This window comes from Nocardia canadensis, assembly GCF_032656385.1.
In the GTDB taxonomy this organism is placed as follows: Bacteria; Actinomycetota; Actinomycetes; order Mycobacteriales; family Mycobacteriaceae; genus Nocardia; species Nocardia canadensis.
This window is the reverse complement of the sequence record NZ_JAVCWB010000004.1, coordinates 446860-468153: the sequence shown is the minus strand read 5'-3', so window position 1 is coordinate 468153 and position 21294 is coordinate 446860. Positions and strand designations below refer to the sequence as shown.

Annotated in this window: 23 protein-coding genes, 1 tRNA gene and 1 pseudogene; 10 read left to right on the top strand and 15 right to left on the bottom strand. The window is 68.3% G+C overall.

Features of this window, described 5'->3' with window-relative positions:
• Nucleotides 1–6: 6 nt before the first annotated feature.
• A complete protein-coding gene (locus Q7X29_RS11035) occupies nt 7–246 on the bottom strand; it encodes a hypothetical protein (protein ID WP_316573988.1) in 240 nt (79 codons plus the stop codon).
• Nucleotides 247–706: 460 nt separating this feature from the next.
• On the opposite strand from Q7X29_RS11035, the gene Q7X29_RS11030 reads away from it, so the two are divergent.
• Nucleotides 707–1153 carry a DUF4279 domain-containing protein gene (locus tag Q7X29_RS11030; RefSeq protein WP_316573987.1) on the top strand — a complete coding sequence of 149 codons (447 nt, stop codon included), beginning with the start codon at nt 707–709 and terminating at the stop codon, nt 1151–1153.
• Between the two features lie 75 nt (nt 1154–1228).
• Here the strand turns inward: Q7X29_RS11030 and Q7X29_RS11025 are convergent, their stop codons facing one another.
• The 6 genes from Q7X29_RS11025 to aceE all read right to left on the bottom strand — a co-directional run bounded on the left by Q7X29_RS11025 (nt 1229) and on the right by aceE (nt 9678).
• Nucleotides 1229–2659: an acyl-CoA carboxylase subunit beta gene (locus Q7X29_RS11025; RefSeq protein WP_218718887.1), complete on the bottom strand. Its 1431-nt coding sequence runs from the start codon at nt 2657–2659 to the stop codon at nt 1229–1231.
• 205 nt (nt 2660–2864) lie between these two features.
• Nucleotides 2865–4115 (bottom strand): KasA/KasB family beta-ketoacyl-ACP synthase, encoded by a 1251-nt coding sequence (locus Q7X29_RS11020; RefSeq protein ID WP_218718888.1) that lies wholly within the window; start codon nt 4113–4115, stop codon nt 2865–2867.
• 10 nt (nt 4116–4125) lie between these two features.
• On the bottom strand, nt 4126–4425 hold the full coding sequence (acpM, locus tag Q7X29_RS11015; RefSeq protein WP_019046010.1) for a meromycolate extension acyl carrier protein AcpM: 300 nt from the start codon (nt 4423–4425) through the stop codon (nt 4126–4128).
• An 81-nt stretch (nt 4426–4506) separates the two neighbouring features.
• Nucleotides 4507–5421 carry an ACP S-malonyltransferase gene (locus Q7X29_RS11010; RefSeq protein ID WP_218718889.1) on the bottom strand — a complete coding sequence of 305 codons (915 nt, stop codon included), beginning with the start codon at nt 5419–5421 and terminating at the stop codon, nt 4507–4509.
• Nucleotides 5422–5548: 127 nt separating this feature from the next.
• Nucleotides 5549–6850 carry a PucR family transcriptional regulator gene (locus tag Q7X29_RS11005; protein ID WP_218718966.1) on the bottom strand — a complete coding sequence of 434 codons (1302 nt, stop codon included), beginning with the start codon at nt 6848–6850 and terminating at the stop codon, nt 5549–5551.
• 44 nt (nt 6851–6894) lie between these two features.
• Nucleotides 6895–9678 carry a pyruvate dehydrogenase (acetyl-transferring), homodimeric type gene (gene aceE, locus Q7X29_RS11000; RefSeq protein ID WP_394358680.1) on the bottom strand — a complete coding sequence of 928 codons (2784 nt, stop codon included), beginning with the start codon at nt 9676–9678 and terminating at the stop codon, nt 6895–6897.
• A gap of 492 nt (nt 9679–10170) precedes the next feature.
• Here aceE and Q7X29_RS10995 point away from each other — a divergent pair, with 492 nt between their 5' ends.
• From Q7X29_RS10995 to Q7X29_RS10970, 6 genes are all read left to right on the top strand, one after another.
• A complete protein-coding gene (locus Q7X29_RS10995; protein WP_316573985.1) occupies nt 10171–10728 on the top strand; it encodes a hypothetical protein in 558 nt (185 codons plus the stop codon).
• A gap of 117 nt (nt 10729–10845) precedes the next feature.
• Nucleotides 10846–11268: a DUF3052 domain-containing protein gene (locus tag Q7X29_RS10990; RefSeq protein WP_218718892.1), complete on the top strand. Its 423-nt coding sequence runs from the start codon at nt 10846–10848 to the stop codon at nt 11266–11268.
• Nucleotides 11269–11341: 73 nt separating this feature from the next.
• Entirely contained in the window at nt 11342–11806 is a 465-nt protein-coding gene (locus Q7X29_RS10985; RefSeq protein ID WP_218718893.1) for a peroxiredoxin, read from the top strand.
• A gap of 32 nt (nt 11807–11838) precedes the next feature.
• Nucleotides 11839–11910 (top strand) — tRNA-Val (locus Q7X29_RS10980).
• Between the two features lie 580 nt (nt 11911–12490).
• Nucleotides 12491–13312, top strand: coding sequence for a hypothetical protein (locus Q7X29_RS10975; protein WP_316573984.1), 822 nt, complete (start codon nt 12491–12493; stop codon nt 13310–13312).
• A gap of 112 nt (nt 13313–13424) precedes the next feature.
• Nucleotides 13425–14039, top strand: a complete 615-nt coding sequence (locus Q7X29_RS10970; protein WP_316574032.1) for a histidine phosphatase family protein — start codon at nt 13425–13427, stop codon at nt 14037–14039.
• A gap of 80 nt (nt 14040–14119) precedes the next feature.
• Here the strand turns inward: Q7X29_RS10970 and Q7X29_RS10965 are convergent, their stop codons facing one another.
• The 5 genes and pseudogenes from Q7X29_RS10965 to Q7X29_RS10945 form a co-directional block, all read right to left on the bottom strand.
• A complete protein-coding gene (locus tag Q7X29_RS10965; protein ID WP_316573983.1) occupies nt 14120–14410 on the bottom strand; it encodes a hypothetical protein in 291 nt (96 codons plus the stop codon).
• A complete protein-coding gene (locus tag Q7X29_RS10960; RefSeq protein ID WP_218718897.1) occupies nt 14391–14969 on the bottom strand; it encodes an RNA polymerase sigma factor in 579 nt (192 codons plus the stop codon). Before Q7X29_RS10960 ends, Q7X29_RS10965 begins: the two co-directional genes overlap by 20 nt.
• A gap of 151 nt (nt 14970–15120) precedes the next feature.
• Nucleotides 15121–15921: a class I SAM-dependent methyltransferase gene (locus Q7X29_RS10955; protein WP_316573982.1), complete on the bottom strand. Its 801-nt coding sequence runs from the start codon at nt 15919–15921 to the stop codon at nt 15121–15123.
• A 218-nt stretch (nt 15922–16139) separates the two neighbouring features.
• Nucleotides 16140–16715, bottom strand: a complete 576-nt coding sequence (locus Q7X29_RS10950; RefSeq protein WP_218718967.1) for a hypothetical protein — start codon at nt 16713–16715, stop codon at nt 16140–16142.
• Nucleotides 16716–16904: 189 nt separating this feature from the next.
• Nucleotides 16905–17039, bottom strand: a pseudogene (locus Q7X29_RS10945) (NAD(P)-binding protein); the annotation flags it as partial.
• A gap of 182 nt (nt 17040–17221) precedes the next feature.
• On the opposite strand from Q7X29_RS10945, the gene Q7X29_RS10940 reads away from it, so the two are divergent.
• Nucleotides 17222–18175, top strand: a complete 954-nt coding sequence (locus Q7X29_RS10940) for an ADP-ribosylglycohydrolase family protein (RefSeq protein WP_316573981.1) — start codon at nt 17222–17224, stop codon at nt 18173–18175.
• A gap of 3 nt (nt 18176–18178) precedes the next feature.
• On the opposite strand, the gene Q7X29_RS10935 is transcribed toward Q7X29_RS10940, so the two are convergent.
• Nucleotides 18179–18520: a DUF4377 domain-containing protein gene (locus Q7X29_RS10935; RefSeq protein WP_316573980.1), complete on the bottom strand. Its 342-nt coding sequence runs from the start codon at nt 18518–18520 to the stop codon at nt 18179–18181.
• 173 nt (nt 18521–18693) lie between these two features.
• Between Q7X29_RS10935 and Q7X29_RS10930 the strand changes: the two genes are divergently transcribed.
• Entirely contained in the window at nt 18694–19509 is an 816-nt protein-coding gene (locus Q7X29_RS10930; RefSeq protein ID WP_316573979.1) for an SDR family oxidoreductase, read from the top strand.
• 144 nt (nt 19510–19653) lie between these two features.
• Nucleotides 19654–20232 carry a GNAT family N-acetyltransferase gene (locus Q7X29_RS10925; RefSeq protein ID WP_316573978.1) on the top strand — a complete coding sequence of 193 codons (579 nt, stop codon included), beginning with the start codon at nt 19654–19656 and terminating at the stop codon, nt 20230–20232.
• Between the two features lie 24 nt (nt 20233–20256).
• Here Q7X29_RS10925 and Q7X29_RS10920 read toward each other — a convergent pair whose 3' ends face one another.
• The gene (locus Q7X29_RS10920; protein ID WP_218718902.1) at nt 20257–20625 is read right to left on the bottom strand and encodes a hypothetical protein; all 369 of its coding nucleotides are present in this window, start codon (nt 20623–20625) and stop codon (nt 20257–20259) included.
• 45 nt (nt 20626–20670) lie between these two features.
• Complete coding sequence (locus Q7X29_RS10915; protein WP_316573977.1) at nt 20671–21207, bottom strand: DUF3145 domain-containing protein; 537 nt, start codon at nt 21205–21207, stop codon at nt 20671–20673.
• Between the last annotated feature and the right edge of the window lie 87 nt (nt 21208–21294).

Here is a 21294-nt window from a genome sequence, read left to right as displayed (position 1 = left end):
CTGCCATTATGCGCGCCCGTTCCCCGAACGCGCGGCAGCGGACAGGTGCGCACGAAGATCATCGTCGGGTTCGACCGCGGCTACCGCCGCCACCCGGTCGACGAATTCTCCGGGCAGGTCCTCGCCGAACCACGTGGTCAGGACACCGAGTGCCGCACGCCGCAGCCGCACGGAGTAGCCACGGAGTCCGGCCCACACCAGAGGCTCCCCGGTGCCCGGCGCGGCGCGGCACAGCATCGAGAGCACGGATTCGACAATGCCGTCGCTGTTGCCTTCCGGATCCCACCGGAGGACCTCGGTTCCCGGGCCGCGAGCGATCCGATCGAACGGGAGTACTGTGCGGGCGAGTCGGGTTCCGCGAAGTGATGCGTCTGGACACCGTCCAGCACAGTCGAACTCGGAAAGGTCTGCGCACCGGGCACTTCGTCCGGATACGGATGCCCCTCCCGCGGCCACGGTCCCGGACCGTGCACAGCGGCGAGTGCGAGCGCATCAGCGAGATACGTGGTCTGGTCAGCATCGGGAGCCGGCCACGCGCCGGGGTTCACCGGCAGGGGCGCCCAGCGCCCTTTCCACGAGAATCCTTCACGGCCACACCGTAACCGACTCCCTGCGCCACTTCGCCTGGTCGACAGCGGTTCGGCGCCCGAATTCGTGCGCGCGAAAATCGTTCGGCAACCGGCCGGCCGCGTGGTGGGATCTCGCGGTGATCAAGATCCGACAGTATTCCTACTTCGCGCTGTACAGCGAGACGATGACCGCGGCCGATATGACCGTTCACCTGAGCATGGAGCCGGACGAGATCCGGGTGCTGGGAAGCAGGTCCGCGGAGCATCGCCTTCCCCGGTCTCACAGCTGGCAGATCCACCGGCACAGCCCCGAGAGCATCGACGAACAGATCGAGTACCTGATCGACCGGCTGACACCGGTACTCCCCCGCCCGCTCTCCCTGATCGACCGGCCGGATGTCGGCGCGAGTATGCAGGTCGTGCGCCATTACGACGATCCCGATGGTGTCCATGGTGCACCCGGCGGCACAAGTCTGGCCGATGTCCACAACTGGCCGCGTCCACTGGGTTGGCACCTCACGACGGCCGTGCTCGAGTTCCTGGTGGCGACCGGAGCGGAGCTCGATATCGATGAATACAACTGAGGTGGGCGTGAAACGGCCGTCGGCTCGTCCTGAGGCAGGACGAGCCGACAGGCGGGTAGGACTACCGCGCTGGGGTCAGAGCGGGATGTTCTTGTGGTGGCTCTTGCGGGCCGGGGCCGAGGCCAGGGCCGCGGCGATGATGCTGCGGGTCTTGGCGGGGTCGATGACCTCGTCGACGACGCCGATGGCCACGGCGCGTTCGACGCCGCCGGCGATCTGCTCGTGCTCGGCGGTCAGGCGCTCGTGGAGGGCTTCGCGCTCGTCCTCGGGGGCGGCCGCGAGTGCCTTCTTGTGCAGGATGCCGACCGCGGCCTTGGCGCCCATGACGGCGACTTCGGAACCGGGCCAGGCGTACACGGCGGTGGCGCCCAGCGAGCGGGCGTTCATCGCGATGTAGGCGCCGCCGTAGATCTTGCGGGTCACCAGGGTGACGCGCGGGACGCGGGCCTCGGCGAAGGCGTGCAGCAGCTTCGCGCCGCGGCGGACCACGCCCTCGAGTTCCTGGCCGACGCCGGGCAGGTAGCCGGGGACGTCGGTGACCACGATCAGCGGGATGCCGAACGCGTCGCACAGGCGCACGAAACGCGAAGCCTTCTCGGCGCTTTCGGAGTTCAGGCAGCCGCCGAGGCGCAGCGGGTTGTTGGCGAGCACGCCGACGGTGCGGCCGCCGAGACGGCCGAGGCCGACGACCATGCTGCGGGCGTAACCACCCTGCAGTTCCTCGAAGGAGGATTCGCCGTCGACGTTGTCGAGCAGCTCGTGGATGATCGGCTTCACGTCGTAGGCGCGCTTGGCCGAGGCGGGCAGCATCGCCTTCAGGTCGACGTCACCGTGCTCGGCGACGGCCTGATCGAATTCGCCCTGCTCGGCGAACATCGAGACCAGCCGGCGAGCGCGATGCATGGCATCGGCCTCGTCGTCGGCGGCGATGTGGCACACGCCCGACTTCTTGAAGTGTGTGGTGGGACCACCGAGGGTCTCCATGTCGACGTTCTCGCCGGTCACCGAACGCACCACGTCCGGACCGGTGACGAAGACACGGCCCTCGGGCGCCATGATGACGATGTCGGTGAGCGCGGGGCCGTACGCGGCGCCACCGGCGGCGAAGCCGAGCACCACGGAAATCTGGGGAACCAGGCCGGACGCGCGGACCATGGCCTCGAAGACCAGGCCTACCGCGTGCAGGGCCTCGACGCCCTCGGCCAGGCGAGCGCCACCGGAGTGCCACAGGCCGACGACCGGGAGGCCGGAATCGATGGCGGTGTCGATCGCGTCGACGATGTGCTTGCAGCCCTCGACGCCCATCGCGCCGCCCATGACGGTGGCATCCGAGCAGTAGGCCACGGTGCGGACACCGTCGACCTCGCCGATCGCGGCCAGCACACCGGACTTGTCCCGCGGGTGCAGCGGAAGCACCGTGCCGGGATCGAAGAACCGCTGCAGGCGGCCGAGCGGGTCGCGCGGATCGGTCGTCGTGTCGTGAAACGCGGGAGCAATGATGGTCATCGCGTTCGTCTCCTGCCTTCGAAGAAGAGTTGCCGCTGCGGCGGCTGCGTATGGCGAACCGCCGGTGGGGTCGAACCATTCAGTTGGCGCGAACCCCACCGGGGATCGTGAATGCAGTCGATCGGTGCGGCTGTATCAACCAGCCCGACCTGGAGGGCCTACGTGGTGACGCAAGCTGCCTCCTTCGGCCCTTGACCAGGTCGAGCTATGCCCGACCGAAGGCGAGCGCGACGTTGTGCCCACCGAATCCGAAGGAGTTGTTGATCGCGTACTCGATTTCCTGGTGACGGGCCTGCCCGTGCACCACGTCGAGATCGATCTCCGGATCCTGGTTGTCCAGGTTCAGCGTCGGCGGAACGACGCCGTCCCTGATGGCGAGCACGGTGAGCACGGACTCGAGGGCACCGACGGCGCCGATCGAGTGGCCCAGTGCCGACTTCGGCGCGTAGACCGAAGCGTGGTTGCCCACGGCCAGGTTGATCGCGTTGGCCTCGGCGGTGTCGCCGATGGGGGTCGCGGTCGCGTGGGCGTTGATGTGGGTGATGTCCTGCTTGGTCAGACCGGCGGTCTGGATCGCGCGGGTCATCGCCCTGGCCGCACCGGTGCCCGCGGGATCGGGGGCGACCAGGTGGAAGCCGTCGGACGTGATGCCCGCACCCAGCAGTCGAGCGTGGATGGTGGCACCGCGAGCCTTGGCGTGCTCCTCGGTCTCGATGACCATCAGCGCGCCCGCTTCGCCGAAGACGAAGCCGTCACGATCCTTGTCGAACGGACGCGAGGCGCCCTTCGGATCGTCGTTGCGAGTACTCATCGCGCGCATCATGGAGAACGCGGCGATCGGCACCGAGTCGATGAAGCCCTCGACGCCACCGGTGACGACGATGTCGGCGTCACCCATCACGATCATCCGCCACGCGTTGGCGATGGCCTCCGAACCCGACGAGCACGCCGAGACCGGAGTGACCACTCCCGCCCTGGCCTTCAGCTCGAGACCGACGACGGCCGACGGACCGTTCGGCATGACCATCTGAACAGCCAGCGGCGAGATCTTGCGATAGCCGCCGTTCTTCAGCTTGTCGACCGAGTCGATCAGCGCGTCGCCACCACCGAGACCGGTGCCGATCGCGACGCCCAGGCGGTCGGGGTCGACCTCCGGGCTGCCCGCGTTCTTCCACACCTCGCGACCGAGGACGGTCGCCAGGCGCTCGACATACGCCATCCGGCGGATCTCGACCCGGCTCAGCAGGGTGTCGGGGCTGACTTTCAGGTGACCGCCGATACGCACCGGCAGGTCGTATTCCTCGATGAAGGAATCCTCGAGAACGTCGATTCCGCTCTCACCGTTGAGGAGTCCCTTCCACGTCGCATCGACATCACCCGCGATCGACGTGGTCGCCGCCATGCTGGTGACGACGACGTTGGGGAAATTCCCGTTCAAGGTGGAAGGAGTGGTCACTGGTTCAGCCCTACTCGGCGTCGAACTTGGCCTTGAGCTCCGCGGCGGCGTCGGAGTTCTCCGCCTCGAGCTTCTGGATGTAGGAGACAGCGTCACCCACGGTCTTCAGGCTGGCGAGATCCTCGTCGGGGATCTTGACGCCGTACTTGTCCTCGGTCTGCACAGCGATCTCGACCATGGACAGCGAGTCGATGTCCAGGTCGTCGACGAAGGACTTCTCGATGGTCACCTCGGAGGGTTCGATACCCGTAACCTCTTCGATGATCTTGCCGAGTTCTTCGACGATCTGTTCCTGGGTCAGAGCGGCCACTTTGGTGGCTCCCTTCTTGTTCTCATTTGTAGGGGTCTTGTACGGCCGGCACTTCGTCGTGCGCGACCGCCGGGGGGAAAGCTAGCCGGAGATGGTCAGTTCGACCAACGCGGGGAGGTCTTCCGGAGTCTTCAGGGCCAGGTTGGGCGTGCCCTTCAGCTCCCGCTTGGCGATACCGACGAGGGTGCCCGCCGGCGGCAGTTCGGCCACCGCCGAGACGCCCGCCTCGCGAACGGTCTCGGTGCACAGGTCCCAGCGCACGGGGCGAGTGACCTGGGCGGCGAGCTTGTCGATCGCGTCGGCGCCCGAGGTGACCGGCTTGCCGTCGAAGTTCGACAGCAGCGTCCGGATCGGGTCGCTCGGCGAGATCTGAGCGATGGCATCGGCGACAGCAGCCTGGGCCGGGGCCATGAAAACGGTGTGGAACGCACCGGCGACGGGCAATGCGCGGACCCGTGCCTTCTCCGGCGGGTTCGCGGCGAGCTCCGCCAGAGCTTCCAAGCGACCCGCCGCCACGATCTGGCCGACCGCGTTGCGGTTGGCCGGGACGAGATCGAGCTCGGCGAGCCGTGCGAGCACGGTGGCTTCGTCACCACCGAGCACAGCGGACATACCGGTCGGCTCCTGCGCGCACGCCTTGGCCATCTCCCGGCCGCGGATGGCGGCCAGGGTGACCGCTTCGTCGGCAGTGATGACGCCGGCGACAGCGGCCGCGGCGAATTCGCCGACCGAGTGTCCGGCGACGATGGTATCCGCCGGAATCGCCTCGGGGGCGATTTCGGCGAACGCGAGCAGTGCGGCCGCGACGACGAGCGGCTGAGTCACCGCCGTGTCGACGATCTCCTCGGCCGTCGCGGTGGTACCGAGACGGACCAGGTCGAGGCCGGCGGCCTTCGACCACAGCTCGAGGCGGTCGGTCGCACCGGGGAGGGCGAGCCAGGGCGCGAGCATGCCGGGTGTCTGGGACCCCTGTCCAGGGGTGAACAACGCGATCACTCCCTAAGAAAACACTGTGACCCCCGCCGCACGAGATGTCGGCGCGAATGAAGCTTTCGAACGGGTTTTGTAGGGGTCCCACAAAATCCGAGGTGGAGTGTCCCGATCGACCGATTCCCCGATCTCGTTACAGGGGGTCGTAGCCCACTGGGGTAGGCGGTGTTTCTGTGACGGAGGGTGACGATTCGTTATGCGTTCGTGTCAAACGGCCCACGGTGGCCGCGATTCGGAGCACATACGCGTCTCGGGGATTCATGGGATCACGTCCGGTGATCTCGCCGATTCGTTTGAGACGGTACCGAACGGTATTTGGATGGACGTACAGCTGACGCGCGCACGTTTCTACTGCTCCACCACAATCCAGATAGGCGTCGAGTGTGTCGGATAACGAAGATCCGGCAGCAGCCAACGGGAGCACAAGATACTCGTTCAGCGCCTCGATCGCAGCTCTATCGCCCAGCAGGGCGCGTTCGGGGAGCAATTCCGAGGCGTGAACGGGCCTTGGCGCGGCGCGCCAGCCCACCACGGCCTCCATTCCGGCCAGCGCCTCGATCGCGCTGGCGTGCGCGGCGCCCAGCGTCCGCATGGTCGGGCCGATCACCACCGGGCCGTCGGAGAAGACGTCTGCCAGCAGATCGGACAGGAAGGGCGAGCCGATCCCGGCGTCGCCGAGATGCCCGCTGACCACCATCACCAGCCGCGCGCCCTGCACGACCGCCAGCGCGGCCCTGCCGTGCCGGGTCGCGATGGTGTGCACCGCGCCGACCGTCGACACGCCCTGATCGGCGGGCGGCGTACCGACGAGCACCGTGGCGGGCGCGGTGGCGTCCCAGTTCAACGTGGCGGCCCGGGAGAGCATGTCGGGACCGGTGTCGCCGCGGACGACCGCGTCGACCACCAGCGCCTCCAGGCGGGTGTCCCACGCGCCGCGCGACTCCGCGGCGCTGGCGTACACCGAGGCGGCCGCGAAACCGAGCTCACGCCCGTATCGCAGCACCGCCTCGGTGAGCGCGACCAACTGCCGGTCGTTGCGCGCCAGCGCGGGCAGCCACTGCTCGAAGAAGTCCATGGCCACCCGGACCATGTCCACGGTCTGGCGCAGCGTCAGCCGCCGCGCCAGATCCTGCGGAATCACCTGGAACGCGTCCAGGCTGAAGCGGATATCGGAGTCGGGATCCTGCAACCACTCCAGGAAATTCACGACCGCCGTCTGCACCAGCATCTGGACGCCCGCGCGCTGCGCGGCGTCCAGATCGGCGAAGAACGGCAGCCGGTCCTGCATCGACCCCACCGCCTCGGTCGACAGCCGGCCCGAGAACTGCTTGACCCGCTTGAGCAGCGTGTCGGGCAGCGGATCACGGGTCTGCCGATTCGGGGACAGTGCCCCGGTCGGCAGGTAGACCTCGTGTTCGCTGGTGCCCTCGGTGATCCGACGGGGCCGCGGCGGTTTGCGCTCCACAGTCCAATAGTCCGCTACGCGAGTTCCTCGGCCGCGTCCGCACTGGGCTTCGGCGCGGCGGAGACGTCGTCGATGCGGTATTTCGCCGCCGCCTCGACCGCCTTCGCCTTGTCCAGCGTGCCGTCCTTGACCAGGCCCTCCAGCACCGCGACCACGATCGACTGCGCGTCGACGTTGAACACCCGGCGGGCGGCCGGGCGGGTGTCGGAGAAGCCGAACCCGTCGGTGCCCAGGGTGATGTAGTCGCCGGGCACCCACTGCCGGATCTGATCGGAGACCGCGCGCATCCAGTCCGTGGCGGCCACGACCGGGCCCTGCGTCGGCGCGAGCGCCTGGGTGACGTAGGGCACGCCCGGATCGGTGTCGGGGTGCTTGAGCGCCTGGATCTCCTTGTCCAGCGCCTCCCTGCGCAGCTCGCCGAACGAGGTCACCGACCACACGTCGGCGGCCACGCCCCACTCCTGCGCCAGGATCTCCTGGGCGCGCAGACCGTCGGGCACGGTCACGCCGGAGACGAGGATCTGGGCGCGGATGCTGCCCTCACCACCGCGCTGGTACAGGTACAGACCCTTGAGCAGACCGGCCACGTCGAGGTCGTCCGGCTCGGCGGGCTGCTGGTAGGGCTCGTTGTACAGGGTGATGTAGTAGAAGATGTTCTCCCCGGCGAAGGCGCCGCTCTCCGGCGGATTCGTGCCGGGCAGCGGGCTGGTCTCGGGGGTCGTTCCGCCGTACATCCGGCGCAGGCCGTCGCGCATGATGTGCGCGATCTCGAACGAGAACGCCGGGTCGTAGGTCACCACGGCCGGATTGGTCGACGCCAGCAGCAGCGACTGTCCGTCGTTGTGCTGCAGGCCCTCGCCGGTCAGCGTGGTGCGGCCCGCGGTGGCACCGAGGACGAAACCGCGCGCCAGCTGGTCGGCGGCGGCCCAGAAGCTGTCGCCGGTGCGCTGGAACCCGAACATCGAATAGAAGATGTAGAGCGGGATCATCGGCTCGCCGTGGGTGGCGTAGGAGGTGCCCGCCGCGGTGAAGGTCGCGGTGGAACCGGCCTCGTTGATGCCCTCGTGCATGATCTGGCCGACGGTGCTCTCCTTGTAGGCGAGCATCAGTTCCGCGTCGACCGAGGTGTAGAGCTGGCCGTTGCGGTTGTAGATCTTCAGCGTGGGGAACCACGAGTCCATGCCGAAGGTGCGGGCCTCGTCCGGGATGATCGGCACGATGCGCTTGCCGATCTCCTTGTCGCGCAGCAGTTCCTTGACCAGGCGCACCAGCGCCATGGTGGTGGCGACCTTCTGCTTACCCGAGCCCTTGCGCACCGAGCGATACGCCTCGTCGCCGGGCAGCGTCAGCGGCTTGGCGGCCGAGCGGCGCTCCGGCACGAAACCACCGAGCGACTGACGCCGGCTCAGCATGTACTGGATGGCCGGGTTGTCCATGCCGGGGTGGTAGTACGGCGGCAGGTACGGATCTTTCTCCAGCTCGGCGTCCGTGATCGGGATGCGCTGCAGATCGCGGAAGTCCTTGAGGTCCTGCAACGCCAGCTTCTTCATCTGGTGGGTGGCGTTGCGGCCCTCGAAGTGCTTGCCGAGGGTGTAGCCCTTGATCGTCTTGGCCAGGATCACCGTCGGCTGACCCTTGTGCGCCATCGCCGCCGCGTAGGCCGCGTAGACCTTGCGGTAGTCGTGACCGCCACGCTTGAGGTTCCAGATGTCGCTGTCGGACATGTTCTGGACCAGCGCCTTGGTCCGCGGGTCGCGACCGAAGAAGTGGTCGCGCACGTAGGCGCCGTCGTTGGCCTTGTACGTCTGGAAGTCACCGTCGGGGGTGGTGTTCATCAGGTTCACCAGCGCGCCGTCGCGGTCGGCGCCCAGCAGCGCGTCCCACTCGCGGCCCCAGACCACCTTGATGACGTTCCAGCCCGCGCCGCGGAAGAACGACTCCAGCTCCTGGATGATCTTGCCGTTACCGCGCACCGGCCCGTCGAGCCGCTGCAGATTGCAGTTGATCACGAAGGTCAGGTTGTCGAGCGCCTCGTTGGCGGCCACCTGGATCAGGCCGCGCGACTCGGGCTCGTCCATCTCGCCGTCGCCGAGGAAGGCCCAGACATGCTGGTCGGAGGTGTCCTTGATACCGCGGTCGTGCAGGTAGTGGTTGAACCGCGCCTGGTAGATCGCGTTCATCGGGCCCAAGCCCATCGACACCGTCGGGAACTCCCAGAAGTCCGGCATCAACCGCGGGTGCGGGTAGGACGGCAGGCCGTGGCCCGGTCCGCCGTGGCTGTATTCCTGCCGGAAACCGTCGAGCCGGTCGGTGCTCAGGCGGCCCTCGAGGAAGGCGCGGGCGTAGATGCCGGGCGAGGCGTGGCCCTGGATGTAGATGTGGTCGCCGCCGCCGGGATGGTCCTTGCCGCGGAAGAAGTGGTTGAAGCCCACCTCGTAGAGCGCCGCCGAGGACGCGTAGGTGGAGATGTGGCCGCCGACGCCGATGCCGGGGCGCTGCGCGCGGTGCACCATGATCGCGGCGTTCCACCGGATCCAGGCGCGGTAGCGGCGCTCGACCTCCTCGTCGCCGGGGAACCAGGGCTCGTTCTCGGTGGGGATCGTGTTGACGTAGTCGGTGGAGGTGAGCGCGGGGATCGAGACGCGACGCTCGCCGGCGCGCTCGAGCAGTCGCAGCATCAGGTACCGGGCGCGGCCCGGCCCTTCGCGGTCGAGCATGTCGTCGAAGGATTCCAGCCATTCGCTGGTCTCCTCGGGGTCGATATCCGGAAGATACGACGCCACTCCCTCGCGGATCACCCGAACCCGCTCACCGGTAGGTCTGGTGGCGGACTCGGCGCCTGCGGCGGGTGCCGCCGCGGCGGGATCGTTCGCGGAATTCGCTGACACAGAGTGGATCAGGTCGGTCAAATCTGCTCCTCGTACTGGGGGCTGAACTGCTTGTTGGCGTCGCTATCCCCGGGCCTGCCCGCTTGGTGTGCGGGCCACCCGTCACGAAAGTTTCGGGCGCACCTTTCATCCTTACCGAAAAGGCAGCCCGGGTCATCCCTCCCGAGCAGGTACTGCCCGGTATTTCGCTGGACCACAGCCTGACGCTCCCCCAGCGGCCCGTGCCCCGGGCGACAGCGGCGCGAAACCGGCCGCCGCACCACCTCGCGGACACCCCTCATTCATATCACTTCCCTATGGATTCCGGACCGGCCGAAGTCGCAGCGCAGCGCCGATCCACGTGTCCGCGGAATCCACTAAGTTCTGCAGGGGAAGCAACCGAGTGAGAGGGATCGGGGAACGATGAGGCTGCTGGACGTGCGCCGGCTCGGGCTGGTCTGTGCCGCTGTCGCCGTGACCGCGGGCATGGTCGTGGCCGGCTGCGCCGAACAGGTGCCCGGCGCCGCGACCACCGATCCCGCCGAGGTCGCCGCGTACAAGACCTCCGCCGCCGCGTCCGCCTCGGCGGCCGCCGCCGCCAAGGCCGCCGCCGCGCAGACCAAGGCGATCAGCGACAACTGCACCCAGTTCCCGACCACGACCGGTGCGGGCGTCACCGCCTTCAACGAGTTCGTCACCGCCCACGACCGCAACGCTCCCGACTACGCCGACAAGCGCGAGGCGGCGGCCACCACCCTCGACAACGCCGCGACCAAGGTCGAGTCCGGCGTCACCGCCGCGGCGGGGGCGCTGCCCGCCGATCTCGCCGAGAAGTTCACCGCCTACGTCGTCGCCGCGCGCGAACTGTCGGCGGAGACCAGAAAAATGACCTACAGCTCCCAGGTGACCCGGCTCAACGACGCCAGTCGCAAGATCAACCAGGCCCGCACCGCGGTCCACGACGCCTGCCCGAGCCGCTGAATTCGTCCCGCCGACACGCGGCATACGGTCCCAATTCACCCGATCGGCTTGCGCTGCGGCCGATAACCATGTTCGCTTGCACCTATCTACTGTCGGCAGTTTAGGGAGGACACCACCGTGGTCGCCGCGGCGGACGCGCAGAACTACGCTCAGAAGCTTGGCATTTCTCACGGCTTGGTCGTTCAGGAATTGGGCTGGGACGAGGACACCGACGACGACTTGCGCGCCGAGATCGAGGAGGTCAGCGGCGGCGAGATGGTCGACGAGGACTCCGACGAGGTCGTGGACGCCGTCCTGTTGTGGTGGCGAGAAGGTGACGGCGATCTGGCCGACGAGCTGATGGATGCCATCAGCCCGCTGGCCGACGAAGGCTTCATCTGGGTCCTCACCCCCAAGACCGGTCAACCGGGCCATGTCGATCCGAGCGAGATCGCCGAAGCCGCGCCCACGGCCGGCCTGACCCAGACATCCACTATCAGCCTCGGCAGCTGGACGGGCTCGCGCCTGGTCCAGCCGAAGGCACCGTCCAAACAGCGCTGAATCCGCCGTTCGCTAAGGTCTCAGCCGGACGAGAACGCTCGGCTGAGACCCGACACGACGGAGGATTCGCTGTATGCCGCTAGAGGTTGGCACTCTCGCGCCGGACTTCACGCTCAAGGACCAGAACAACCAGCCTGTCTCGCTGTCGGATTACCGCGGCAAGAAGAACGTCCTGCTGGTGTTCTATCCGCTCGCCTTCACCGGCATCTGCCAGGGCGAGCTGTGCAAAGTGCGTGACGAACTGCCCAAGTTCCAGAACGACGACGCCGAGATCCTCGCGATCTCCGTCGGACCCCCGCCCACCCACAAGATCTGGGCCGCCGAACAGGGCTACCTGTTCCCGCTGCTGTCCGATTTCTGGCCGCACGGCGCCGTCACCCAGGCCTACGACGTCTTCAACGAGAAGTCCGGTTACCCCAACCGCGGCACCTTCGTCGTCGACAAGTCCGGTTACATCACTTTCGCGGAGATGAACGGGCCCGGAGAGGCCCGTGACCAGGCGGCTTGGGAGAAAGCGCTCGCCGCGCTAGATTCATAAACCGTCACCGCCGGTTCCCGCCGGCGGTGCCAGGGCGTATAGCTCAGCGGTAGAGCACTGGTTTTACACACCAGCGGTCGGGGGTTCGATCCCCTCTGCGCCCACAGAAGATGTTGCAGGTAGACGATCCGCTCGCGGCTTGCGACGTATGCCCCACGTCGCCCACGTGGGGCAGAGAACCCCAACTTTACGCGCTGCTCCTAGAACTCCGGGTCCACAGTCCGTAGCAAACGAGCAGGTCGCTTATCCGCTGTTGGTCGCGCCAGACCCGCGGATCGTCCGGGTCAAGGCCAGCGGCGATAAGAGCTTCACGGTCGACAGCGTCCATTCCCATGTTCAGGTTGGACGGCGCTCATGCCTGGACGGTTGCGGCGGCGATCTGACTGTCCACTGTTTGACGTCACCGCGGAGTCAGCGCCCGTGGCGAACACCACTGCTCGACATCGAGGCGGCCGCGCCCGTTCGCAGTCGCCACGCTGCATGAAACTCTCGCAATCCAAGCGCCGCGGACGGGGCTTCTTGGCCGGGCGCCGCAGCCACTTCGCGGCCTGTACACGTTCCGATGCTCTACACGGACCGATTCGATCAATGCGGGAAGTGCCAGCAGAGCCACGCTTGTCGCGCGCTGCGAGTCGCAGACCGAACCGATTGGTCATAGTGAGGTTCTGTGGTCAAAATGACGTTGTGGACCTTGCTGGAACGCAGACCGGTGAACACGTACTCCTCGCCGCAGTCGCCCACGCGCGCACAGAGTTCGGCGAGAATTTGGCAGCGTGCTACGCCATCGGAAGCCTCGCCCATGGCGGCTTCGCACCGCTCGTCAGCGACGTCGACCTCGTAACCGTGCTGAACGATGGCGATGCAGAGGTAAAAGAAGGAATTCTCCGTGTCACCGATGCCGTCCGGCAGCAGTTCGAAAGCCCACTGGCGCAGCGACTGTCCGTCTTCTGGTCCGACTGGTCCGGCGTTCGATCCGGCGCCGGCCCGACACATCGACTCCCCGCGATCGACCGCCTGGACCTGCTGGAGTCGGGCCGATTGCTGTATGGCCAGGACAATCGTCAACCGGCCACCGTGCCCACCCATAACGAATTGATCATCGACTCGGCAGAATTTGCGCTGAGCAAGATCGACGAAAGCTACCGCGCGGATCTGCACCATCCGTCGCGACTTGTCGCCGCAGGCACACGCGCGGTCACCAAGAAGACACTGTTCCCGGTCAGGTTCCTCTACACCCTCGCTACCAGCAAGATCGGCCGCAACCAGGACGCGATCGAATGGTACCGAGGGCGGTCCTATCAACTGGTGCAAGCGGCAGCTCGGTGGCGAAACGAGGGGCTCGACGCAACCGCTGATGCACTGCTCGCCGTCCATCTGAACGAGTTGTATATCGAATTCGTCGACGCCTACATCGACGCCGCCACAACTCTGAACCAAGCCGACTACACGCTGCGACTCATCCAGCTCCGTGGATACCTTGTGAAGGAAGCCGAGAATGGTCGGTGACCGATTCCTGCATGACACTCGGCGTCCCACCGCAATCGCCAGACACGAACCGCGCCACACTGCGGTCGGCTTGACTTTCCCACTCCCCACCTATGTGCGCACCGTCTACGTCGTGACGCATCCGGAAGCGACGCACCACGTCGACCATCTGGTGGGCGGCTGGTACGACTCCGCGCTCACCCCCGCCGGACTGCGTGACGCCGAAGCGATCGCCGCCGCCGTCCGCGCGCGCATCCCCGCCGACGCCGAGGTCGAGTTGTACTCCTCCGATCTCCGATGCACCGCGCAGACCGCCGACGCCCTCGCCGCGCGACTGGGAGTCGTTGCGACCCTGGACGACCGACTCCGCGAGAAGTCCTACGGCGAAGCGGGCGGGCGCCCCCAGCGATGGCTCGACGACCGCTTCCGTCCACCCCCACCCGTCGGCGACCGCATGAACCACGACGAGGGCATCCCCGGCGCCGAAACCAAAGCCGCTCTCGCCCACCGCATCTACACCGTCATGGACGACATCCTCACCAGCGACTGCCGCCACCAGGTCATCGTCACCCACGGCGGCGCACTGACTTTCGTCCTCACGTCCTGGATCCGCATGCCCCTCGAGTCAGCGGGCTACGCCCACTTCCACGCCACCCCCGGCGGCATCACCGAACTCCGCGAAGACCCCTACTTCCACAACCGCCGAATCCACACCCTCGACGACACCCGCCATCTCGCCCCGCGATGAGCAGGGGCGGATCAGGCGCCGGGCAGGGGGCAGCGTGCCCCGCGGTGATGGTGTGGGGCACGCTGCGATCCGGTGCGGGACTACGAGGCGACCTTGTCGCGGTCGGCGACGGTGAGGGTGCAGACGCCCCCTTCGCAGGAGCGCCGCAGCTTGCCTCGGGACAGGGTCTGCATCAGGCCGATCGCCCAGCAGGTCGGGCAGCCGCGGAGGGCGAACAGGCCGACGGGCAGGAGCAGGAGGCTGAGCAGGCCGGTGATCGGGATGAGGGCGACGGAGCCGGTCAGGGCGAGGAAGCCCAGGGCGCCGCGCAGTAGGTGGACGGGCAGCGAGGAGCTCGCGTAGTCGGGCGTGTCAGGTTTCGTTCCGGTCATCGTGTCCTCCTGGATCCGGGTGGGTGACGGTGTTCAGGGATTCCCGGACGGTCGCGCGGGCGCGGTGCAGGCGGGATTTCATGGCGGCCGTGCTGAGGCCGAGGGCGTCGGCGACCATCCGCCCGCTGTAGCCCTGGATGTCGCGCATGATCAGCACTTGGCGCTGATCGGCGGGCAGGGCGGCGACCGCGGCCGCGACCCGGCCCGCTTCCAGGCGCTGTAACACCTCGTCCTCGGCGGAGGCGACCGCGGCGATCTCCGGCGACACCGGCGTGCGGTCGCGCATCCCCTTGCGTGCCCGTCGCAGGCACTCGTTGCGCACGATGCGGAACATCCACGACGCGAGCGCCCCGGAGGCCCGCAGCATCCCGATCTTGCGATACAGGATGATCAGCGCCTCCTGCGCCGCGTCCTCCGCGTCCTCCGGGGTGGCGCACAGAGATCGCGCGAAGCGCTGGATGTTGGGGTGCGAGCCCGACACCAGCGCCGCGATCGAATCGACGTCACCGCCCTGCGCGGCGACGATCAACTGATGGCCGGGCCAGCTCGCCTCAGCCACGCCCGGCTCGTTTGCGCCGCACGACGACCATGCACGTGCACAGCGCCACCAAGCCGACGACGATACCGATTCCGATGAGCACGACTACCTCCGTTTCCGTCCCGACAGTGTGTCGGGACATGGATAAGAGGCGCACACCGCGCAAAAGGATTCAGAATCCCGCTCGCGGAGGCCGACGGGCGGTGACCAGCCACGCGCGCGAGTCGAAGTACACGCCGTCCCCGGAGTGATGCGCGTCGAGCAGTGCCCGCAGCCGCTCCCGCGCCGCCTCGGCGCCCTCGACCCCCAGCCCGGCGATGATGTCGCGGAACTCCACCAGCCGCAGCACATTGTCGAAGGCGGCCGCACTGTCCCGGCCGTAGTAGACGGGCTCGTGGACCTCGGCGAACGCGATATCGGTGAATCCGGCGGCAGCCAGGACGGCTTCGGTGACGGCCGGATCGGCGAGTGCGAACGCGCCGGGCCCGTCGCCGGCGATCGCCGCCTCGGTGGTGAGGGTCTCGCGGATCACCGACGTCCACTCGTTGCAGTCGCGTCCCTGCCACACCAGCAGCACGAGCCGTCCCGAGGGACGCAGCGCGCGACCGATATTGGTGAACGCGGCCACCGGGTCGGCGAAGAACATCGTGCCGAACCTGCTGATGCACACGTCGAAATGCCCCGGCGGGAAGGGATGTGTCTGGGCGTCCGCCAGCTGATAGCTCACATTGGCGAGGCCGACGCTGAGCCGACGAGCGCGTTCGAGCATCCGCTCCGAGACGTCGACGCCGACCACCGTCCCCTCGGCGGCGGCGCGTGCCGCTTCCCGTGTGGTCTGCCCCGCACCGCACCCGATATCGAGCACCCGGTCGTGCACCCGCACCCGGGCGGCGGCCCGGAAGTGGGCGTTGTGCAGACGCAATTCCGCGTCGTAGTCGAATACCTCGGCAGGCTTGTCCTCTGGTGCTGTCACCGGATCCCCTCCACACTCGACCGGACCGTCGCGCACCCGGTCCGCCGTCTGCGACGCGACCGGCTGTCGAGTCGCCCCCGCCCCAGCGTAGAGCGTCGGATCGGTCTCGCACGGCAGCGACGTCGAACGGGCTCGCGTTCCCCGGACGCGAGTCGGTGCGTGATCCGTCGAGGTCGGCGACGCGGTGGCCGGGCCTGCCCGGCCACCGCATCCGTTCACTAAGGCGTCGAGTAGCCGATGAGGGCGCCGATGCCCGCACCGATCGGCACGGTGACCAACGCGCCGACACCACCCAGGAAGAACCCGAGGACCGCACCGATGCCCGCGCCGATCAGGGCGCCGATGCCGGCGTTGTGCTGCTTGCGGGCGAGAGTGTCACTCGCCTCGTCGACGAAGGACGCCAGGTTGTCGGTGACGAAAGCCGGTGCGGCGACCGGTCGTAACGTGACCGACTGCCCGTCGGCGGCGATGCCCGCGGCCAGGTCGACCTCGCCGGCGCCGGTGACGAGGCGAGTCGGCACGGCGGCGACCACCCGGCCCGCCCGATCGGTGAGCGTGACCGCGCCCCCGGCGAGCTGGAACCTGCCGTCGGCGACGGTGGCGGTGAGTCCGGAGCCGTCGGCGAGCGGACTCGCCGTGAACGCCACTCCCCCTTCGACGCCCTGGACGGTCGGAACGGCTGCTGCTGGTCCGGCATGCGCGGTGGTGGCCGCGAGGCCGAGAGCCCCTACCGCGAGAACGGCGACCGTGCCGAATCGTCGTGCGCTGGAACTCGTTCGAGACGAGAAAAACATCTTGCCCCTCCAGTCTGCCCGCCGAGATCGGCGGAACATCCTCTGCTGGACCGGATCTCGATCCGCCGACATTTTCGCATCGTTAACGATCAAGTGGAACCCCACCTGCGGTGATACCGGAAAAACATCACCGGATCGGCCCGAATTCAGGTGAGGTTGTGTTCGTAGGCGAATGCGGCGGCGGCGGTCCGCGAAGTCGTCGCCGATGCGGTCGCCGCGATCGACGATGAGGAACGGCTCTCGCGCCCTCCGCAGCGCACTACCGGTCGCCAACCCGGCTTGACCTGCGCCGATGATGAGGGTGTCGATGTACTGGATGGTCATGATGGTGTCCTTTCGTCCTGGATTCCGACGCTAGGGAGCCACCCGCCGCCGCCGCATCGGCCGGATCACCCATTCGCCGGATGCTCGGTCTGGGTCGTTTCACGCACACGCTTTCCGCCGCGCGCCGCAGGCCCGCCTACAGTCGTGGACGGCATCCACCGCGCGGAAGGACTGGTCGAGAGATGGCTGTGTGGCGGCGTTCCGGCGCTCGGGAGCGCCGACGGGAACTGATGCGCGACGCGCTGGACGGCCTGTCCGTCGGCGACGCGCTGGGCGCGCAGTTCTTTCTCATGGGTCAGTCGATTCCGGAGCTGCGGGCGGGACGGCCGCCGGCGGGACCGTGGGTCTGGACCGACGACACCGAGATGGCGGCCTGCCTGGTGGCCGAGCTGCACGTGCGCGACGAAGTCGACCAGGATCGGCTGGCCGCGGTCTTCGCGCGGCGCTGTGATCCAGCGCGCGACTACGGCCACGCGACGGTGACGACGCTGCGGCGTATCCGCGAGGGCGCGCATTGGCGGGCGGCGGCCGGCGCCTCGTTCGGCGGGCAGGGATCGTGCGGCAACGGCGCGGCGATGCGGGTCGCGCCGCTGGGCGCGTTCTACGCGCAGGAGCCGGAACGGATTGTCGCCGAGGCGATTCGGTCGGCGCAGGTGACACATCTGCATCCGGAGGGTGTGACCGGCGCGGTGGCGGTGGCAGTGGCGGCGGGCGAGGCGGCACGAGCACGGTCGACCGGAATGCGGCCCGGCCCAGGGGAATTCCTCGCGACGGTACTCGAGCGCCTCGAACCCGGCGAGACGACCCGGGCGCTGCACCGAGCCCGTGCGCTGCTCGGTGTTTCCGTCGCGGACGCGGTGCGCGAGCTGGGCAACGGCTCGCGGGTGACAGCGCAGGACACGGTGCCGTTCGCGCTGTGGGCCGCGGCGACGCATCTGGCGAACTATCCCGCGGCGATCACCGCCTGTATCGAAGCGGACGGCGATCGGGACACCACCGGCGCGATCGTGGGCGGGATCGTGGCCGCCTACACCGGAATCGGCGACCGACCCGGGGTGATCGGGGTGCCGCCCGCGTGGCGGTCGGCACGGGAACCGTTGCCCGCCTGGCTGGATCCGCGCGGGCGCGGGCGGTGAGGATCAGACAGGCGTCTTCGCGTCGACCCGGACCAGGTCGTAGCGGCGGCTGGAATGGTCCGCGGGCGGGTCGTCGACGGGTGTGACCCGCACGGTCAGCTCGTAGTCGTAGCCGGGCTCGTAGGAGAACCCGGCGATGCCCTCGGAGAACAGCTGCCAGCGCTCGTCGGGCGAATACCGGATCTGCAGACAGCGCATCGGCGCGACGCCGACGCAGTCGACCTGCTCGGGCGCGACGAACATCCGGACGGTCTCGTCCCTCGCCGCGGGCTGCTCTTCGGCGGGACTCCCACAGCCGAGGACACCGACGGCGAGCATCGCGCCGAGCGGGAGGAGTCGTCGCATCAGGGTGTCCTTCGGCCGCCGGGATCAGGTGTCCCGTCAGGGTAGCTGATCGGTAACCATGACTCGGGCGGACGAGCGCGACCGACGGCGAGAAGGCCGAAAATCGGTACGTGCCGCCGGCGAATTCCGTTGGCAGAATGGGTTCCTCATCGAGTAGTACCGGAGGGAAATACATGACCATCCTGGTAACCGGGGCCACCGCGAACATCGGCCGCAAGGTCGTCGACCACCTGCTCGCCGCGGGACACACCGATGTCCGAGCGCTCACCACCAACCCGCACAAGGCCGCGCTGCCCGCCGGCGTGCAGGTGGTCGAGGGCTATCTCCGTCGCCCCGAAACGCTGCCCGCGGCGTTCGAGGGAGTGCAGCGGATGTACCTGGCGCCCACCCCGGACAATGCCGCCGAGGTCCTGGCGCTGGCCCGCGCGGCGGGCATCGAGCACGTCGTCGATCTGTCGGGCGAACCGGAGAGTTGGTGGGGCACGGTGTGCACGGCCGTCGAGGACAGCGGCCTGGCCTGGACCCACCTGTGGCCGGCCGACTTCATGGAGAACACGCTCACGTGGTCGCAGCAGATCCGCGACACCGCCACCATCCGCGAGCCGTACCCCGACGCCGCGACGGCCCCGATCGCCATGGACGACATCGCCGCCGTCGCCGCCACCGCCCTGCTCTCCGATTCCCACCGGGGCCGCGCCTACCCCCTGGCGGGCCCCGAGGTCCTCACCCGCACCGCCCTCGTCGCCCACCTCGCCGCCGCCCTGGACCGCGACCTCACCTTCCGGCAGTCCACCCGCGAGGAGACCATCACCGCCCTCACCCCCACCATGGGCGACAACACCATCTGGTACGTCGACAACGTCCTCACCGGCTACACCCCCGACCCCACCACCCTTCCCCTCACCAGCGTCCCCGACATCACCGGCAGGCCCGCCACCACCTTCGCCCAGTGGGCCACCACCAACGCCCCCCGCTTCCGCACTCCCTGACCCAGGTCATCCGGTCCGCGCGCGTCGCTCGCCGAGCCGCCGACCGCCATACCGGGACAACCCGGCGACCCATCTCGCCGGCCGCATCGTCATGGGTGTCGAATTGCGTTGCGTGAGTCCCGATCCGTGGACGACCATCGGAGCGTGGACACCGAACATCCCCCGGCGCTGCGGACCGGGATCGTGCCGCCCGATCGGGTCGAGGTCGGGGATCTGGTGATGCGGCGGTGGCAGGTCGGGGATATGGCCGCCAAGTTCGCGGCGATCAGCGCGTCGTTCGAGCAGTTGCATCACTGGATGGAGTGGGCGGCGCAGCCGCCGGACTTCGAGGAGATGGCCGCGACGCACGCGCGGTTGTCGGCCTGGCCGACACCCGACGGCGGGTTCAACTACGGCGTCTTCGATCGCGCGGGCACGGTGCTCGGAGTGGTGGGTCTGCACGATCGGGTCGGGCCCGCCACGCTGGAGATCGGCTACTGGTGCCACTCCGAGCACGTCGGCCGCGGGGTGATCACCCGCACGGCAGGCGCGCTGACCACCGTCGCGTTGAGCCTCCCCGGCATCGACCGCGTCGAAATCCATTGCGACGCGGCCAATCTCCGCAGCGCCGCCGTGGCCCGCCGCCTCGGCTATCGACTCGAGAGCACCGGCCCACGCGCCGTGTGCACGCCCGGCGAATCGGGTCGCGGGATGCGCTGGGTCATGGACCGCGCCACACCGTAGCGCCCGCGGTGTGGCACGGGCGGATCAGGCGCGCCCGAGCCACTCCTTCACCAGCTTGGCACCGTCCGTCTTGCACATGGCCTGCACGATCTTGTAGTTGCTCGGATTCACGAGCGTCTTGTACCCGAGCTGGTCCGCCAGCGCGGGCAGCGTCGATTTCTGGGTCGGATCGTCGAGCGCCAGGAACTGCGCGCAGGTCATCGTCGTCAGATCTCCGGCGGGCACCGGCGCGCCGGACGTGCTCGCCTTGGTCGAGGGTGCCGCGGTCGACGCCGCCGCGCTCGACGATGCCGGTGTCGCCGTCCCCGCCGTATTCCCCGAACATCCCGTCAGCGCCAGCACGGCACCGACAACCACGATCGCCCACCCGAATGTCCCGCCCCCACGTGTCATACCGACGAAGGTAGCAGCGTCGAGGTCCGCGCGAGGATCGAGTGCTCAGCCCACGTCGCGGCGCAGCCAGGTGACTTCGGCGCCGACGCAATCGGTGCCCTGCCGGAACGCCTCGAGGTCCTCGTCCCACGCGGTGCCCAGGGCGCGGTCGATCTCGGCGGACAGGTCGTAGGTGCCGTGGCCGCCGAGTTCTCGCGCGGCCTGGAGTAAGGCGCGTAATCGCATCTCGCCGAGCATCACATCGCCGTTGGCGCCGGTGGAGCCGTGCCACAGGCCCAGCGCGGGGACGAAGCTGTAGCGTTCGCCGTCGACGCCTTCGCTGGGGTCCTCGGTCACCTCGAAGCGCAGAACCGGCCAGGCGCGCAATGATTGGGCAATCCGCGATGCCGTGCCGACGGGACCGATCCAATCGCTGCTGGCGCGCAGTTGTCCGTCGGCCGGTTGCGCGGTCCAGCGCAATTTCGCGGGCGAGGAGAGCGCGGTGGACAGTGCCCATTCGACGTGCGGGCACAACGCGGCGGGCGATGAGTGGATGTAGACCACACCCGCCGTCGCATCAGCGAACTGACTCGATGCGCGCACTGCACAACACCTCCAGCCTCGACAAGGAGCGTCTTCCCCAACGACCCGTCGGACTGGCGTGGCCCGAGTGTACTGAAGTGTTCGGTG

What these genes read in the sequence shown, in the direction of transcription:
- Q7X29_RS11025 (WP_218718887.1), bottom strand. Translation starts at nt 2,659, where the DNA reads ATGACCATCATTGCTCCCGCGTTTCACGACACGACGACCGATCCGCGC.
- Q7X29_RS10995 (WP_316573985.1), top strand. Translation starts at nt 10,171, where the DNA reads ATGAGGCTGCTGGACGTGCGCCGGCTCGGGCTGGTCTGTGCCGCTGTC.
- Q7X29_RS10985 (WP_218718893.1), top strand. Translation starts at nt 11,342, where the DNA reads ATGCCGCTAGAGGTTGGCACTCTCGCGCCGGACTTCACGCTCAAGGAC.
- Q7X29_RS10965 (WP_316573983.1), bottom strand. Translation starts at nt 14,410, where the DNA reads ATGACCGGAACGAAACCTGACACGCCCGACTACGCGAGCTCCTCGCTG.
- Q7X29_RS10950 (WP_218718967.1), bottom strand. Translation starts at nt 16,715, where the DNA reads ATGTTTTTCTCGTCTCGAACGAGTTCCAGCGCACGACGATTCGGCACG.
- Q7X29_RS10940 (WP_316573981.1), top strand. Translation starts at nt 17,222, where the DNA reads ATGGCTGTGTGGCGGCGTTCCGGCGCTCGGGAGCGCCGACGGGAACTG.
- Q7X29_RS10935 (WP_316573980.1), bottom strand. Translation starts at nt 18,520, where the DNA reads ATGCGACGACTCCTCCCGCTCGGCGCGATGCTCGCCGTCGGTGTCCTC.
- Q7X29_RS10930 (WP_316573979.1), top strand. Translation starts at nt 18,694, where the DNA reads ATGACCATCCTGGTAACCGGGGCCACCGCGAACATCGGCCGCAAGGTC.
- Q7X29_RS10920 (WP_218718902.1), bottom strand. Translation starts at nt 20,625, where the DNA reads ATGACACGTGGGGGCGGGACATTCGGGTGGGCGATCGTGGTTGTCGGT.